This window comes from Pseudocolwellia agarivorans (assembly GCF_002000085.1).
GTDB lineage: Bacteria > Pseudomonadota > Gammaproteobacteria > Enterobacterales > Alteromonadaceae > Pseudocolwellia > Pseudocolwellia agarivorans.
On record NZ_MUZU01000002.1, the window covers coordinates 418,639 to 434,414 of the forward strand.

General features: G+C 36.1%; 10 protein-coding genes. 9 read left to right on the forward strand and 1 reads right to left on the reverse strand.

The features are described from left to right. Positions 1-31 precede the first annotated feature (31 nt). From B0X80_RS04870 to B0X80_RS04900, 7 genes are all read left to right on the forward strand, one after another. Positions 32-1,525, forward strand: coding sequence for an adenosine deaminase family protein (locus tag B0X80_RS04870; protein ID WP_077338667.1), 1,494 nt, complete (start codon positions 32-34; stop codon positions 1,523-1,525). Position 1,526: 1 nt separating this feature from the next. Continuing rightward, entirely contained in the window at positions 1,527-2,549 is a 1,023-nt protein-coding gene (locus B0X80_RS04875; RefSeq protein WP_077338668.1) for a hypothetical protein, read from the forward strand. A gap of 15 nt (positions 2,550-2,564) precedes the next feature. After that, positions 2,565-3,944 carry a nucleobase:cation symporter-2 family protein gene (locus tag B0X80_RS04880; protein WP_077338669.1) on the forward strand — a complete coding sequence of 460 codons (1,380 nt, stop codon included), beginning with the start codon at positions 2,565-2,567 and terminating at the stop codon, positions 3,942-3,944. Between the two features lie 10 nt (positions 3,945-3,954). Next, complete coding sequence (locus B0X80_RS04885) at positions 3,955-5,349, forward strand: 8-oxoguanine deaminase (protein ID WP_077338670.1); 1,395 nt, start codon at positions 3,955-3,957, stop codon at positions 5,347-5,349. 399 nt (positions 5,350-5,748) lie between these two features. Beyond that, entirely contained in the window at positions 5,749-8,166 is a 2,418-nt protein-coding gene (locus tag B0X80_RS04890; RefSeq protein ID WP_077338671.1) for a TonB-dependent siderophore receptor, read from the forward strand. 103 nt (positions 8,167-8,269) lie between these two features. After that, positions 8,270-9,370: a purine nucleoside permease gene (locus B0X80_RS04895; protein WP_077338672.1), complete on the forward strand. Its 1,101-nt coding sequence runs from the start codon at positions 8,270-8,272 to the stop codon at positions 9,368-9,370. Positions 9,371-9,522: 152 nt separating this feature from the next. Continuing rightward, complete coding sequence (locus B0X80_RS04900) at positions 9,523-10,851, forward strand: NCS2 family permease (protein WP_077338673.1); 1,329 nt, start codon at positions 9,523-9,525, stop codon at positions 10,849-10,851. Positions 10,852-11,066: 215 nt separating this feature from the next. Here B0X80_RS04900 and B0X80_RS20640 read toward each other — a convergent pair whose 3' ends face one another. Next, positions 11,067-11,201: a hypothetical protein gene (locus B0X80_RS20640; RefSeq protein WP_281252992.1), complete on the reverse strand. Its 135-nt coding sequence runs from the start codon at positions 11,199-11,201 to the stop codon at positions 11,067-11,069. 357 nt (positions 11,202-11,558) lie between these two features. On the opposite strand from B0X80_RS20640, the gene B0X80_RS04905 reads away from it, so the two are divergent. Both B0X80_RS04905 and B0X80_RS04910 read left to right on the forward strand, forming a co-directional pair. Continuing rightward, the gene (locus tag B0X80_RS04905) at positions 11,559-14,816 is read left to right on the forward strand and encodes a TonB-dependent receptor (RefSeq protein ID WP_077338674.1); all 3,258 of its coding nucleotides are present in this window, start codon (positions 11,559-11,561) and stop codon (positions 14,814-14,816) included. A 404-nt stretch (positions 14,817-15,220) separates the two neighbouring features. Next, positions 15,221-15,775 (forward strand): RNA polymerase sigma factor, encoded by a 555-nt coding sequence (locus tag B0X80_RS04910; RefSeq protein WP_077338675.1) that lies wholly within the window; start codon positions 15,221-15,223, stop codon positions 15,773-15,775. Position 15,776 lies beyond the last annotated feature (1 nt).

Sequence of the window (15,776 nt, forward strand, 5' to 3'; positions counted from 1 at the left end):
TTTCATTCATTACTCTAATAAGGAAAGTTAAATGTTCTTATTTATAAAGCGCATACATTACATAATTGGGTTACTCGTAATTTTTGCTACGCACTCATTTGCCGTTGATAAGAATAGTACTACAGCTAACAAAACTGTTACTTCTTCCTTTATATCTTCAAATAACGAGCATCTTTGGTTTGAACAATTTAAAAAAAATGCAACAGATAAACAGCTTTATCATTTTTTATATAACATGCCTAAAGGTGGAGATCTCCATCATCATTCTAGTGGTAGTAACCTACCTAAATGGTGGTACGAGCTTGCATTAAACCAAGAAAAAAATGGTGGATACACCTATTTCACCCGAACTCACCTAAACATTTGTAACGGTTACGGAAAAAATGAATTTGGCATGGAAACTCAAACCCTCATGTTTCGTACTATTAGTGGTAGTAGTTATAACAAATTAAACGAATGTGAAAAAAATAATTACACTGCCCTCAATAAACTCAATAACAGTGAAATTGAATCTTGGAAAAAAAGTATTTGGTTAGATAAACCTCATGAGGGACGAGATGAGTTTTTCCAAACTCATTGGCAACGACTTAACGAACTTACTGCAAATCCTTTTATTGCAGCAGAAATGTTAGTAAAAAACATGGAGTCTTTCGGTAAAGAAGGACTTCTATATATAGAAGCACAATTAAATGCAACGCAAAAATATAAAGTAGACGGAAGCCCTTATACACAGGAAGAAGCATTAAACATATATATCGCTCGTTTAAGTCAACCAGACGCAATTAAAACAGGTGTAACTGTGCGTCTACAATATGCCTTATTACGATTTTTACCCAATGCAGAACAAGCATTAACATCTATGTATGACTTTGTTGATAAGCACCGTAATATTTATGTAGGTATTAATATGGTAGGCCGTGAAGATAACCCTAAAGGCCACCCTCTTCGTTTTTTACCTACCCTGAAAAAACTTAGGAGCAAATACCCCGCTATTAATTTAGCCATACACGCAGGTGAATCTGAAGCGCCTAATTTTAATATTCGCGATACGCTATTGTTGGGAGCCAAAAGAATCGGCCATGGAATTAACTTATTAAGTGATCCGCAAACACTATTATTAATGCGCAATAATGATTATTTAATAGAAATTAACCTGATCAGTAATTTAAAACTCGGTTACGTGGCTGACCTTAATCAGCATCCATTTCCTGAGTTTTTACGCTTAGGGATTCCTGTAGCGTTATCAACAGACGATCGAGGTATGTGGCATTCAAATATGACCGATGAATTTTTTATAGGAGTTAAGTATTTTAATTTGTCATGGTCTGAAATAACAAACTTAAGTAAAAACTCATTATCTTTCAGCTTTTTAGATACTAAAACCAAGAGAAAATTACTAAAAAAACTTGATAAGAACATCTTGGAATTTGAAAAAAACTATAAACACAAAGGGGAAAATTCATTAAAAAAACGCCCCATATTTAATGAATTTATTTTAAGCCACTCCCCTAGCGTGGCTGGTTAATATGAAAAACAATGATATAAATAACAAAAGTAAAACATACAAAAGCGTTTTATATTTTTTATTTTCAATATCCTGCTTTAATTATGCAGATACTCTTCCAAAGCAACTTTTAAAAAGCCAATCAAACAAGAGTTATGTTGAGGTTATCGCCCAAGCTCAGTTATCAGAAGTTGCACATACGATTACCCCAACACAGATAAAAGATATACTCTTAGACAGTGAACAAACACTTAATATCAATGCACTTAAAACCACAATCCAAGAACGTCAATCAGCCGCATTATTAAAAAAGTTAGGCTGTATTACGAAAATAGAACGTAAACCACCTCAACTCATCCAATGTAAAGCACTGTCCCCGTTAACCAATAAACATTTAGTTATTCCGAAAGAGATAATAAACCCATTAAATTTATTATTACGCAATAATATTATTCAGGGATATAACATTAAACAAAACAAAACCCATAACAATAATTTATTACAAAACAACACTTTACTCTACGGGCATTCATCTCTAGCACACGCTAAACAACTCATTGTTTTATTAACACTTAATCAAGTTAAATTTACTTGGGAATTAATACCTAAAACATCGGCCTTTAATATTAGATCCGGTTGGAACGACATAACTGATAACGAATTACAGGAAAAAATACGTTACGCACAAGAATATGATTTAAAACTAGCTTTTGAAAACCATCAAGAAAAGCTTAATTTTATGCCCCTTATTAATCAATACGCTAAACGCAATAATAACAACCAACAAGGCCTTATCATTCATGCTTGGTGGCAGCCATTTTATCGCTCATTTGTTCAAGAAAAAAACTACAAAAAAGTGACACGTATTAACCTAGTATTTAGTCATTTCACGGCATCAACTTTAGCACTTAACACACAACAATCTGATGTTATAAACCATATACAAAAACAGTTAGTGAACACTCCGAGTATTGTAAAAATAAATACTGAGTCTATTTGGGTGAACCCGTCTTTTTATCGTTACTTAACAGGAAAATATCAATAATTAAGGTTTATATATATGCAAAAAAATCATGATATTTTATATACATTAAACGACAAACCACCTTTTTTTGAAAGTGTAACGGCAGCTTTTCAGCACGTACTTGCTAGTTTTGTAGGAATTGTTACGCCTACACTTATTATTGGTTCAACCTTAGGCTTAACAAGCCAAATACCCTATTTGATCAGTATGGCTTTAATTGTGTCTGGTATAGCGACTTTTATTCAAGCTAAACAGTTTGGGCGTATCGGTTGTGGGCTTATTGCAGTGCAAGGTACCAGCTTTGCTTTTATTACCGCATTAATTACCGGTGGCTTTATAGTAAAAAGTCGTGGCGGTAGTTCAGATGATATTTTAGCCATGATGTTTGGTGTAACACTGGTTGGCTCATTTATTGAAATTTTTATTAGCTTCTTTATTGATAAAATTAAAAAAATTATTACCCCATTAACTACCGGCATCGTAATTACAACGATAGGTTTGTCACTTATAAAGGTAGGAATGACAGATTTAGCTGGCGGATTTGGCAGTGAATCATTCGGGTCAATACAAAATCTGTTATTAGGCGGAACAGTACTAGTCATAATAATTACCTTAAATGCCAGCAAGAATGCTTGGTTAAGATTGTCGTCTATTTTTATCGGCATTTTTGTTGGTGCATTAATCGCTTATCCGCTTGGGTTACTTTCATTTAATCACCTGTCACAACTACCTGTTATATCAATCCCTCTCCCTTTTAAATATGGCTTAGCGTTTGACTGGCAAATATTCCTTCCTGTAGCACTAGTGTACTTACTAACGGCTGTAGAAACCGCTGGCGATCTTACTGCTAATAGCTTGTATTGTGGCTTACCCATAAAAGGTAAACGTTATATAGAAAGAATAAAAGGCGGTATTTTAGCCGATGGTATTAATTCGTTAATTGCCGGGGTTTTTAATACTTTTCCTAATACTACGTTCGGACAAAATAATGCCGTTATTCAATTAACAGGTGTTGCAAGCCGATATGTTGCTTTTTTTATTGCTGGCATTCTTATTTTATTAGGTTTATTTCCTATTTTAGGAGGGATCTTACAAGCTATGCCGAAACCTGTTTTGGGTGGCGCAACATTAATTATGTTTGCCACCATTGCGGTTGCAGGAATAAAAATAATGTCTTTCGAGCCTATTAACAGACGAAACAGTTTAATTATAGCAACATCTTTTGGCATGGGCTTAGGCGCAATGTTAGTACCAGAAGCATTGGCGCAGCTACCTTTATGGTTAAAAAACATATTGTCATCACCGGTAACTACCGCAGGGTTTACAGCCATTACACTTACGCTTTTATTACCAAAAAATACTATTGAGCTAAACGAAAACGCTTTCGATACCAATATCAGTTCAGATAAAAATTAAAAGGCAAACTATGCAAAAAATTCAAAAGAATACGATTGAGCCAAACACAGCTAAAAGTAAATTATGGCTTAAATCTCCTCAAGCGGTATTTACCGCTAACGCTTTTGATGCAAGCAATGGATTAGTTATTCACAACAACAAAATTGTAGAATGTGTGCCTAAAGGAAAACAACCCGAGTGTAGTTACGACTCTGTAATAGATTGCAGTAATCTAGTACTAACACCAGGGTTAATTAATACACACCATCATTTTTATCAAACCTTAACGCGCTGCTTACCACAAGCGATAAACAAGCCATTATTTCCATGGCTAAAAACCCTATATAAAGTATGGCAACACCTTGATGAACCTATGTTGCATGCAGCCACACGCTTAGCATCACTCGAACTAATGCTTTCAGGTACAACAATGGTTTGTGATCATCATTATGTTTTCCCGAAAGGTTTAGAAAATGCCATTGATATTCAAATAAACGCATTACATGATTTAGGCTGTAGAGCTATGTTAACCCGTGGTTCTATGAGTTTAGGTGAACAAGACGGTGGTTTACCTCCAAACAGCGTAGTACAAAACGAACAAACAATTTTAGATGACAGCCAGCGCTTAATTTCTACATACCATGACGCAAGCGAAGGCTCATTTCTTAATATAGCATTAGCACCTTGCTCCCCGTTTTCCGTAACAACTGAATTAATGAAAGAAACAGCAACACTAGCCAACAAAAACAACGTACTTATTCATACTCACTTAGCTGAAACAGAAGATGAAAATGCTTTCTGCGTTAATCAATATGGTGTTAGACCTCTTGAATATTTAAACAATTGTGGATGGTTAACTAACAATACATGGCTTGCACACGGCATTCATTTTAATCAAGACGAAATCAATGCACTCGGTAAAGCACAAGTTGGAATAGCACACTGCCCAACATCAAATATGCTATTAGCTTCAGGTATTTGCCCTACCATAGCACTCGAAAAAGCGGGTTGTAACATAGGAATAGCGGTTGATGGTTCAGCCTCTAATGATTGTTCAAATATGATACAAGAAGTACGTCAGTCATTGTTACAACAACGACTCACTTATGGTGCACAAGTCATTACAGCTGAAAAAGTACTAGGCTGGGCCACCAAAGGCTCTGCCAACGTACTCCATAGAAGTGACCTTGGTGAACTTGCACCGGGTAAACAAGCCGATATTGCTTTTTTTAAGTTAGACGAATTACGGTTTTCAGGTGTAGGTGACTTTATCGCAAGTATAGTAACTTGTGGTGCGCAACACGTAGAAAAACTGATGGTAGGTGGAGAATGGGTAATAGAAAATGCAAACCATAGTAAAATATTACAAGAAGAACTCTTTTCATTACATAATAATTTAGCCAAAAAGCTACACGCTTTATGTTAATGAACCTGAGATATGAATTATTAACGTAATTCTAGGAGAAACCTTAAACCATCAACAAACTAACAAATAAATCGCTACCTACACTCACCTTTAAGATTAAAACTCTAACTTGATTGGTGCATTAAGCACCACCACGGTGCTTATTAAATAAACAAAACACGTAACTTTATCCTGTTACTTTTGCATAAAAAACAAACTAGCTCATATCAATAAAAACAAAACAACTAATAAACAATCACTTATAATTAAAAAAACAAATCCTGACACCAGTGTCAGGATTGTGGCATTAATTCTGCAGTTACCAAGTTTAGAAACACTATTTACTTATAAAAAAATATTTACACAAAAGCTAATAACAAAAATAGCGTCGAAAAATTTATAAACTATCAAGGGGTAATCATGCCAATAATAAAATATAAAGTATCATCGTTAGCAGCAGCTGTAGCATTAGGCTTGTCCATTTCGTCTAACGTACTGGCAGAGGAAGCTAGCAACACCAACAAGGAAATTGAAAAAATAGAAGTTACCGGTTCACTAGGAAGCTTACCTGGTAACGATGTAGAATCTGTATTTGGTTTTGGAAAATCAATTTTAGAAACCCCTCGTTCAGCTTCAACAATATCTGACGCACAAATTGAACGCTTTAGTATAAGTGATATCGATGAGTTAGTTGCATTCTCTCCAGGTACTTTTACACAATCATTTTTCGGTGTTGCTGGTTCTTTAGATGTTCGAGGCACTCCCGGTGAAACTTATTTCAGAGGCGTAAAACGCTTAGATAACCCGGGTAACTACCCTACTCCTATTGGTGCTTCTAGCCGTGTTGATATTGTTCGTGGTCCAGCTTCACCTATTTATGGCCCTTCAAAAATTGGTGGTTACTTAAATTTCACACCAAAATCTGCACGTGCAAGTGGAGGCGGATACCTTGATAAAAATGAAGGTGAATTTTCTTATACTACAGGTAGCTGGGATAAAAATGTTATTACAGCTGAAGTCGGCGGCCCTGCACAAATTGCGGGTAAAACCGCTGGATTTTATCTTTACGGTGAAATCGAAAACTCTGGCAGTTTTTATGATAATACCGATACGGATCAAACCGTATTGCAAGCTGCCTTTGATATAGATATTACTGACAATTTAAAATTAGAACTAGGTGGTATGCACCATAGATACGAAGGTAATCAAGTAGCGGGTTGGAACCGTTTAACACAAAATTTAATTGATACCCAAACGTACACAACAGGAACAGCTAAGCCACTAGATACAAATGGTGACGGTTCAATTTCACATCAAGAATATGCAGCTTTAGATCATCCAGTCTATGAAAAAGTAGATCTTGCTGGTGAAGGTTCTTTCTACGCATTTCCACCTTCATTTACTAATGATCAAGCAACACCAGAAATGATGCTTGATAACCCCGGCACAACAAAACTCAGTAAAAGCAGTGTACTTGTAGCAGCAGACGACATATTAGCAAATACAGTGAACACCTTGTATTTTGATGTAACCTATTATGGCGAAAACGACTGGGAAGTAAAAAATCAATTATTCTATGAAGCCTACGAAAATTTAAATGAAAATGCTTATGGCTTTTCACAATTTCACGACAGCTATGTCGTTGAAGATAAAGTTATACTTTCAAATGAATTTGAAATAGATTCACTTTTAGCACAAGTACAAATTTCACCGTCTATTAGACATACTAACTTTAAGCATGGCGATGATTTTACGCATGAATATTTCGACCGTCGTGATTTAACTATGCCTTCATCTGCATTGGATAGGCGTTTACTGTCCACACGTATAGATGCTGATTACACCACATACAGCACTGGTCATTACACCGATTATGGTATAGCTGCGATGACAGACCTAACATGGGAGTTTGGTTTAAACGCTGTGCTAGGTATCCGTTACGACAGCATAGATATTAAGTCAACCAGTCGAGGCGACAAGCTACTTGAAGTAGCACCAATTACGACAGAAAAAGATACTGTAGATGGTATTTCTTGGAACGCCAGTATTTCATTCAAAACAGAATTTGGTTTAATTCCATATTTTACTAAGGCTGAACAAGCGACCTTAATTGCAGGCCAAGGTGCTGAAATAGACGCTAGCACAGTGGCGTCTGGTGGTGCATTTGATACATCAGAATTAACTGAATTTGGTATTAAAGGTACCTTCTTAGATGATAGCTTGTACTTCGCACTTTCTTCATATGAACAAAAGCGTACAGACTTTAATGCTCAAGCGATCATAACCAATGCAACAACGCAAAACGAAGGTGTTGAATTTGAACTACGCTGGGTAGTTAACGAGCAGCTTGTTGTAAGTGCCGGTTACACCAATTTAAAAGTTTATAACATTACGGCGCAAGAAGAAGGCTCACAATTTGGTTTCTTAGGTGCAGAAGACTTAACATCACTGACTGATCCATCGTTAATTTATGGTGGTAACGTTATAGGTTTAACCTTTGTTAATAATAAAGAAGAGTCTCGTAAAGCTGGTATACCTGAACATATATATACAGCTACAGCAACTTACGACTTTCTTAATGGGTTCGCAGCTAACGCAAGTGTAGTAAGAGCCGACTCTACTTACTCTGGCTTTTCACAAGCCGTTGAACTACCCGCTTATACGTTAATTAATGCCGGTATTTTCTACGACGCTGAAACATGGACTGCGAGTATTAATCTTAAAAACATCACAAATGAAGATTATTACCGTGCCAACTTTCCTGATTTGTTTGGTGCTCAAATCGTATTGCCTGAGCTGCCTAGACACTTCCAAGCTAAATTTTCTTATAAATTTTAAGAAAATAAACGCTTAAGTTGAAAATTGTCAAAACGAGGGAACTCATGTGTTCCTTCGTTTTAATAAACCATTAAAGTTATTTTAAATAGCGAGAGAGAATACAATGAAAAATATTAAACAAATATTTTCCACATTAATAATAATAGCCATCACATCGGCTTGCTCACCAGCAAATAACCAATTAACACCAAAGCAAAAAGCAATTGAAGTAAAGGCTGTTGTCGTTACCATGTTTGAAATAGGTGAAGACAGCGGTGATAAACCTGGAGAGTTTCAATTATGGAAAAGCGGACAGAAATTAACAACAAAGTTTGACTTTCCACAAGGCCATCACGACTTATACTTTAATGAAAAAACAGGTGTTTTAGGTATGGTTACAGGCATGGGGATAGCAAGAGCGTCTGCTGCTATTATGGCACTTGGCCTTGATGACCGTTTTGACTTAACACACAGTTATTGGTTAGTTGCCGGTATAGCAGGATTTGATCCTGCGGATGCATCTATAGGATCTGCAGCTTGGGCAACCTGGTTGGTTGATGGCGATTTAGCTCATCAAATTGACGCAAGAGAAATACCAGATAATTGGAAAACGGGTTACTTTCCACTATTTGCTAATGAACCTTACCCCGCATCAAAAGAGTCTGACGGACACCATAAACCTAATGGTGAAGTATATAAACTTAATAGCCAACTTAGTGACTGGGCTTATGAGTTAACTAAAGATACTAAACTAAACGACTACCCATCAATGAAAACAATACGCGATCAGTACACCCAGTATCCTAATGCACAAAAACCTCCTTTTGTATTAAAAGGAGATCATTTATCTGGATCAACTTTTTGGCATGGTAAATTATTAAATGAATGGGCAAATGACTGGACAGCATTTTGGACCGATGGCGAAGGAAACTTTGTAAGCTCAGGAATGGAAGATACAGGAGCTTATCAAGCAATGACTTTCTTACATAAAGCAGGAAAGGTAGATAAAAATCGTTTTATGGTTTTACGTACAGGGAGTAATTACACCGTTCAACCTACCGGTTTATCTGCTGCAGAAAATTTGGCACAAGAAAGCAACGCAGAAGGTTATGCAGGAATGCAATCAGCCCTTGAGTCAGCCTATAGTGTAGGAAGTAAGGTTATCGACACCTTAACAAGTCATTGGGATACGTACCGAACTACAATGCCTTACGATAAAAAATAAACCTATTCCATACTGACTAATAAAATAGTCACTTATTGTTTATTAACACCAAATAAATAAAGCAATCTTGCAGTATATTTTTTATTTACTACGTTAAAATACAATACATAAAAACCATACATAAAAAATATAGCCTTACACTGAGCAATAATATGATAAAAATATTAGAAACACTTTTTAAACTGCAAGAGCACGGTACTGACATTAGAAAAGAAATTGTTGCAGGGTTAACAACCTTTGCAGCAATGTCTTACGTGTTAGTGGTAAACCCGAGCATATTAGCTGCTGGCGGAATGCCCATTGAAGGCCTTATTACAGTAACCGCCTTAGCAGCTTGTATTGGCACAATAATGATGGGGTTAATGACCAATTACCCCATAGCAATGGCACCTGGCATGGGCCTTAATGCTTTTTTTGCTTTTACTATTTGTTTAACTCGTGAGGTTCCTTGGGAAGCTGCTTTAGGTATTGTTTTTTGGAATGGGATTTTATTTCTACTACTTTCTTTAACAGGTATAAGAACTAAAATTGCAGAATCAGTACCCGAAGCTTTAAAAATAGGCGTGCAATGTGGTATTGGTTTATTCATCGCTTTTATTGGCTTAAAGAACGCGGGATTAGTGGTAAGTAATCCTGCGACCTTTGTTTCAATAGGTGATTTATCGCAACCCGTTACTTTACTTGCTTTGTTCGGTGTTTTACTTACCGTTGTATTAATTATTAAAAATGTAACAGGTGCCATTTTAATTTCAGTGGTTGTATTAACCGTTATTGGTGCCTTTATTCCAACTGAAACGGGTTATTTAACGACTCATCCAGAATCAATTTTAGGCGCACCCGACAGTATAAGTAATACATTTTTTGCTATGGATATTATGTATCCAATAATTAACATCGCTCAAACATGGGATCTTATTTTTGCGTTAGTGTTCGTTAATATGTTTGACACTATTGGCACCCTTATTGGTGTTACTCGTAAGGCCAATTTAGTTGATAAAAAGGGGAAATTACCTAAAATGGGCGCGGCTTTAACGGCTGATGCTGGTGCTAGCGTTATTGGGGCATCATTAGGTACTTCGCCCGTAACCTCATATATTGAATCTGCCGCAGGTGTATCTGCCGGAGGAAAAACAGGTCTAACTGCCATTGTGGTTGGTATTTGTTTTATTCTTGCTTTGTTTTTAACCCCCTTAATGAAAGTTATTCCTTTAATGGCCACTACGCCAGCATTAATCATGGTGGGAATATTTATGATGGAGTCTTTTCGCCATTTAGACACCTCAGACATGACATCATTAGCCACTGCAACTGTTGCACTTATAGCCATGCCGCTAACCTTCAGTATTAGTGAAGGTATAGCATTAGGCTTTATTACTTACGTGGGCATAATGATGGGAACAAACAGAATGAAAGAAGTATCAGGCATCACGTACTTTATAACGGCTATTTTTTTATTGCGTTATATTTTCGATTTAAAATAAGTAATTGAAAATAAAAACTATGACTCATTAAAACAAGCTAAATATTGACGAAGTAATTCATTAATTTCTTTGATCATTACCTCTTAATAATACACTTCAGCTGCCTCGTTTTGCAGCTGTATTTCCCCTTCAATTAACTGTGTTGACACACCATTTTTAACGTACCTTAAATCACGTAATACCATGGCAATACCATCATTAACAATATGAATACTCTACCCTTCAAAGCAAATGAGTTCTAATTCATTCCATTGCCCTATAGGGCGTTCAAAGTTTTCTTTACGTAAAACAAAACCTTTTATTTTTTCATTAGTTTCAACATTAATAAACGACTGAGATTCGTCAGCCACTAGGTTTCATAATAATCTCAGGTAAATAGGCTCTAACATCTATTGCTGAAGCAGCCTCCCCCCAATAATCACCGATATGGTCTTGCATAATTTAAAGCTCTTGCAAGAGCATCCAAAAATGAAAATATTCTGCGCCATGTTTTCCTAATGGCATCTATTTTAAATTTTAGTAAATGGTAACAATTTAATTTTTAAAAGTTAAAAGACTATTATCGCATTTTCTTGTTTGCTACAGTAAAAATATAAAAGTTCATACTTCCTATATTTTAGGTAGCTATAAACTTGATTTTAATACATATTTCAACTCAATTGATTAACTAAAAAATAATTATTAAAAATAAAAAATAAGGTATTCACTTGTCTCAGTCGTTTAAAGAACACCTACATTTAAATATGAAGGTGGAATTGAAAAAGTTAGCTTTTTGTTGTGCAGCTTCTATTTCGCTATTACCCGCAACGGTAATTGCTTCTGAAGAAGCCGCATATGAAAAAAGAATTGTTAACTTCGATATTCCTCAAAAAAGCGCTGAGCTATCGCTCATTGAGTTTGCTGAACAAGCTAACCTCACGTTTATATTGCCATTTGATACGGTTATTGGGAAAAAGCTGCATCAGGTAAAAGGGGTTTATACGGTACGAAAAGCATTAGACATTATGCTAGAAAATACTGACTTTAAAGCACATATCGATGAGCAAGGACAGCTAATAATAATTATAGATAATAAAAATCAAGAGACAACAGATATGATTAAAAAAAGTCAAGTTTCAACAGCTGTATTTGCAGCCTTAACCTCTACAGCTTTACTTACCAATAACGTAGCTGCTGAAGAAAATAATGGCGATAATGTTGAAGTTATTCAAGTTCGGGGAATACAAAGTAGTTTAACCAAAGCCATGTCGCTAAAACGTAATGCGGGTGGTATTCAAGATAGCATTGTTGCAGAAGATATAGGTAAGTTTCCAGATCAAAATGCAGCAGAGTCATTGCAACGTATTACAGGTGTTTCAATCTCACGCCAAAATGGTGAAGGTTCAAAAGTTACTGTGCGTGGCTTTGGTCCTAAATTTAACGTTGTAAAAGTAAATGATCGTACCTTAGCAACAACCGATGGCGGGCGAGACTTTGACTTTCAAGTACTCGCTTCTGAACTCATTTCAGGTATTGATGTAGTTAAAACCCCAACCGCTGATCTATCAGCCGGCAGTATAGGTGCTTACGTGAACATAGGCACAGCTAGACCCTTTGATAGCCCCGGTTTTAATGCTCTGGCCTCTGCAAAAGCAAACTACAATGACTTATCAGAAGAAGTAGACCCTCAATTTTCAGGGATTATTAGCAATACCTTTGCTGATGACAGCTTTGGCGTTTTATTTGGAATATCTACCAAAGAAACCAACAACCGCATTGATAAATATCGTACAAATCGCTGGCATGAGCTATACAGCCTTCCTGAAGGTTTAAATGACGCGGTTAAAGACGAAAGTGGTAATATCATTCCTGATGCAAATGGCTTCCGTCGACCGGGTCGAGCAGCTTTTGAAAGCCATGACGAACAACGTAAAAGAACGGGTGCTAACTTAGTTTTACAATGGGCGCCAACTAACGATATTATTTCTACATTTGATGTTTTATATACTGATTTAGATCGTCAAGCAACAAGTCTTGGTATACAAATTCCTACGCAAGCAACACAATATAATAGCGCCATTATTAATGAAAATGACACCTTGATTCGTGCCAATATTACCGATAATAACATTGACAGTTTAAACCGTGTTTTAGGAGGCGATTCAACATCTTGGGCTTATGGTTTTAATACCCTGTACAATAAAGGTAATTTAATTGTTGAATTTGATGCTTCGCATTCAACCGCAGAATCAACTCAAATCATCAGACAATATGTTCCTCACTTCACTTTACCTGATGCCCCTGAAAATCGTGAAATTACTTTAGACTATGGCGTAGGCGATGTATTAAACACCACTTCAACTATTGATGTTAATGATATAGACAGCATTCGTGGTCATTGGAATGGAGCAAGTACCAATGAAATTGAAGATGAAGTAACTGAATTAAAACTTGATACAACATATGAATTTGAGGGTGACTTAGTTGAGTCTGTTCAATTAGGTGCCGCTTATTTAGATCGTACAACCTCAAATAATGCCTTTAGTTTGAATAATAACGGCGGCTACTGTACTCCTTGTGGTGGCGCGCCTAATGTAACTTTCGATAACACAGCTCAAATATTTGGTCCAAGTAATAATTCGGGTTATTTAAGTGAAGAAGCCGGTAACTTCCCACGTAGTTGGTTGGTTATCAAAGATCTGAATGCTTACATTGAAGGTGTGCAAAGCATTGGTGAAAAAAACTGGTATAACGATCCTGTAACTGGGTGGCGAGTAGATGATACTTTAGGCTCTCCGTTATTAGCTCCAGGACAAAAATGGAATGAAGAAACATTTGATGCTGCACCTTCTTATGAAAATGAAGAAACCACTTTCTCTTTATACGGTCGCGTAAACCTTATTGGTGAGATTGGCGATTACTCTTGGTCGGGCAATGTTGGTTTACGTTATATCGATATTGAAAATACAGCGAATGGCTTTAGCCAACAGCTAACAACAATCAAAATCAACCCAAGTTCAAATGACTCTGAACTACGTTTAGATACAACCTTTACCGACGCACTTCCACTTAGCGTAAGTTCAAATAGCCAATACCTCTTACCGAGTATCAACCTTAATTTAGACTTAAATAACGGTTTATATTTACGTACCGCTATAGCACAAACGATATCTCGTCCAGCAATCAGCGATACCGGTGTAAATCAAAGTATTGTTGTTGATAATACAGGACAAATAACTACTCAATCAGGTAACCCTTTATTAGAACCTTATAAAGTAAATCAGTTTGATTTGTCACTTGAGTATTATCAAGACAATGGTAATACCTACTCTATTGCTTACTTCTATAAAGATATTACTGACTTTATTTCAACACAAAGTTTGCAAGCACCATACTCAGGTAGCGCAGTTATTGATGCCGATGTATTAGCTCGTATTTCAGGTGGATCTTTACCTGAAACTACCACAAATAAACAAAATCGCAGTGGCGGTACCGTGAACGGGCTTGAATTTAGTGCATTACATTACTTTGACTATTTACCCGGATTTTTAAGCGGTTTTGGTTTACAGGCTAACTATACTTACGCCGATAGTACTGATGATGATGCCGAAGAAATTAATCAACCGGGCATTACTGACCCAGGTAACGCATTAGAAGGATTTGCTAAAAACTCTTACAACTTGATCGCTTTTTACGATCAAGACGGTTTACAAGCACGTTTAGCTTACAACTGGCGTAATAACTTTTTACACGCTAGAGATGGTGCTGCTGAAAGTATCGCCGCGGCTTTACCTGTTCATACAGATGCTTATGGACAATTAGACGCGAGTGTTTCATACGACATTAACGACAAATATACGATCACAGCTGAAGCTATTAACTTAACGGATGAGGGCCGAGTAGAATACGTAGATATACGTGAACGTGTTACACGAGTTGAATACGCAGGTGTTCGTTATCAAGTAGGCATTAGAGCTAAATTCTAAGCCCTAATTAAATAACCTTAGCTCGGCATAATAAATATTATTTATTATTTCAATTAATTAAAAATATCTTAAACCAAGTTTAGGTTAATCACGAAAACAGAGGCTTAACGCCTCTGTTTTTTATCACTTATTATCTTGTACTAATATGCCGTTACCCCCCCCCCATTAACGTCTTATGTCATTGTTGGTGGTACTATGCGTACGACCACACAAAAAATGCGTCTAATAATAAAAAAAGTACACGTTATTTTGAAACAAAGTGAACAATCTTTGGTCAATAACATTAAGCCATTATTAAACCATCAAGCCTATATTGACCACCGATTAAAATTAATTTAATTATTTTTAAGGTAAAAGATATTTTGAATCGTTTAATAGACAGGTGAATTAAAAATAATATATAAATGCCAAATAAAAAATTTAGTTTCGTTCAGTCAGTTTTATCAATAAGACCCAGTCTTATGCACTATATATCAAAATTAGCGCCTCCCGCTGAAGTTGAAGATATAGTACAAGAAGCTTACGTTAAATTATGTCAGCTCGAAAAAAAACCTTCTGAAAATGAGAATGGCAAAGTACATCATCGTTCCTTATTGTATGTAATAGCCAAAAATTTAGCGCTAGATCATAATAAAAAATCAGAGGTTCGTTTAGCCGATGGTGTTGAACATGAAGATCAATATAAAACAGAAGAAAGCAATACACCGTTTGACTATGCAGTAACCCATGAAAGTTTTGGCCATTTTTGTAAAGTTATTCGAGAAATGCCCAAACAATGCCAAAAAGTATTTGTGTTAAAAAAAGTGTATGGCTTTACTCAAGTAGAAATATCTCAAGAGTTAAACATTAGTATTAAAGCAGTAGATAATCATGTTGTTAGTGGCATGAAACGACTTAAAAAACATATGGACAGAGCAAACAATGGTCTTTCAAAATCGAACAGGAAGGTAGGAGGATAAT

Coding starts and splice junctions, on each gene's coding strand:
- B0X80_RS04885 (WP_077338670.1), top strand. CDS start 3,955: ATGCAAAAAATTCAAAAGAATACGATTGAGCCAAACACAGCTAAAAGT.
- B0X80_RS04880 (WP_077338669.1), top strand. CDS start 2,565: ATGCAAAAAAATCATGATATTTTATATACATTAAACGACAAACCACCT.
- B0X80_RS04870 (WP_077338667.1), top strand. CDS start 32: ATGTTCTTATTTATAAAGCGCATACATTACATAATTGGGTTACTCGTA.
- B0X80_RS04900 (WP_077338673.1), top strand. CDS start 9,523: ATGATAAAAATATTAGAAACACTTTTTAAACTGCAAGAGCACGGTACT.
- B0X80_RS04910 (WP_077338675.1), top strand. CDS start 15,221: ATGCCAAATAAAAAATTTAGTTTCGTTCAGTCAGTTTTATCAATAAGA.
- B0X80_RS04875 (WP_077338668.1), top strand. CDS start 1,527: ATGAAAAACAATGATATAAATAACAAAAGTAAAACATACAAAAGCGTT.
- B0X80_RS04895 (WP_077338672.1), top strand. CDS start 8,270: ATGAAAAATATTAAACAAATATTTTCCACATTAATAATAATAGCCATC.
- B0X80_RS04890 (WP_077338671.1), top strand. CDS start 5,749: ATGCCAATAATAAAATATAAAGTATCATCGTTAGCAGCAGCTGTAGCA.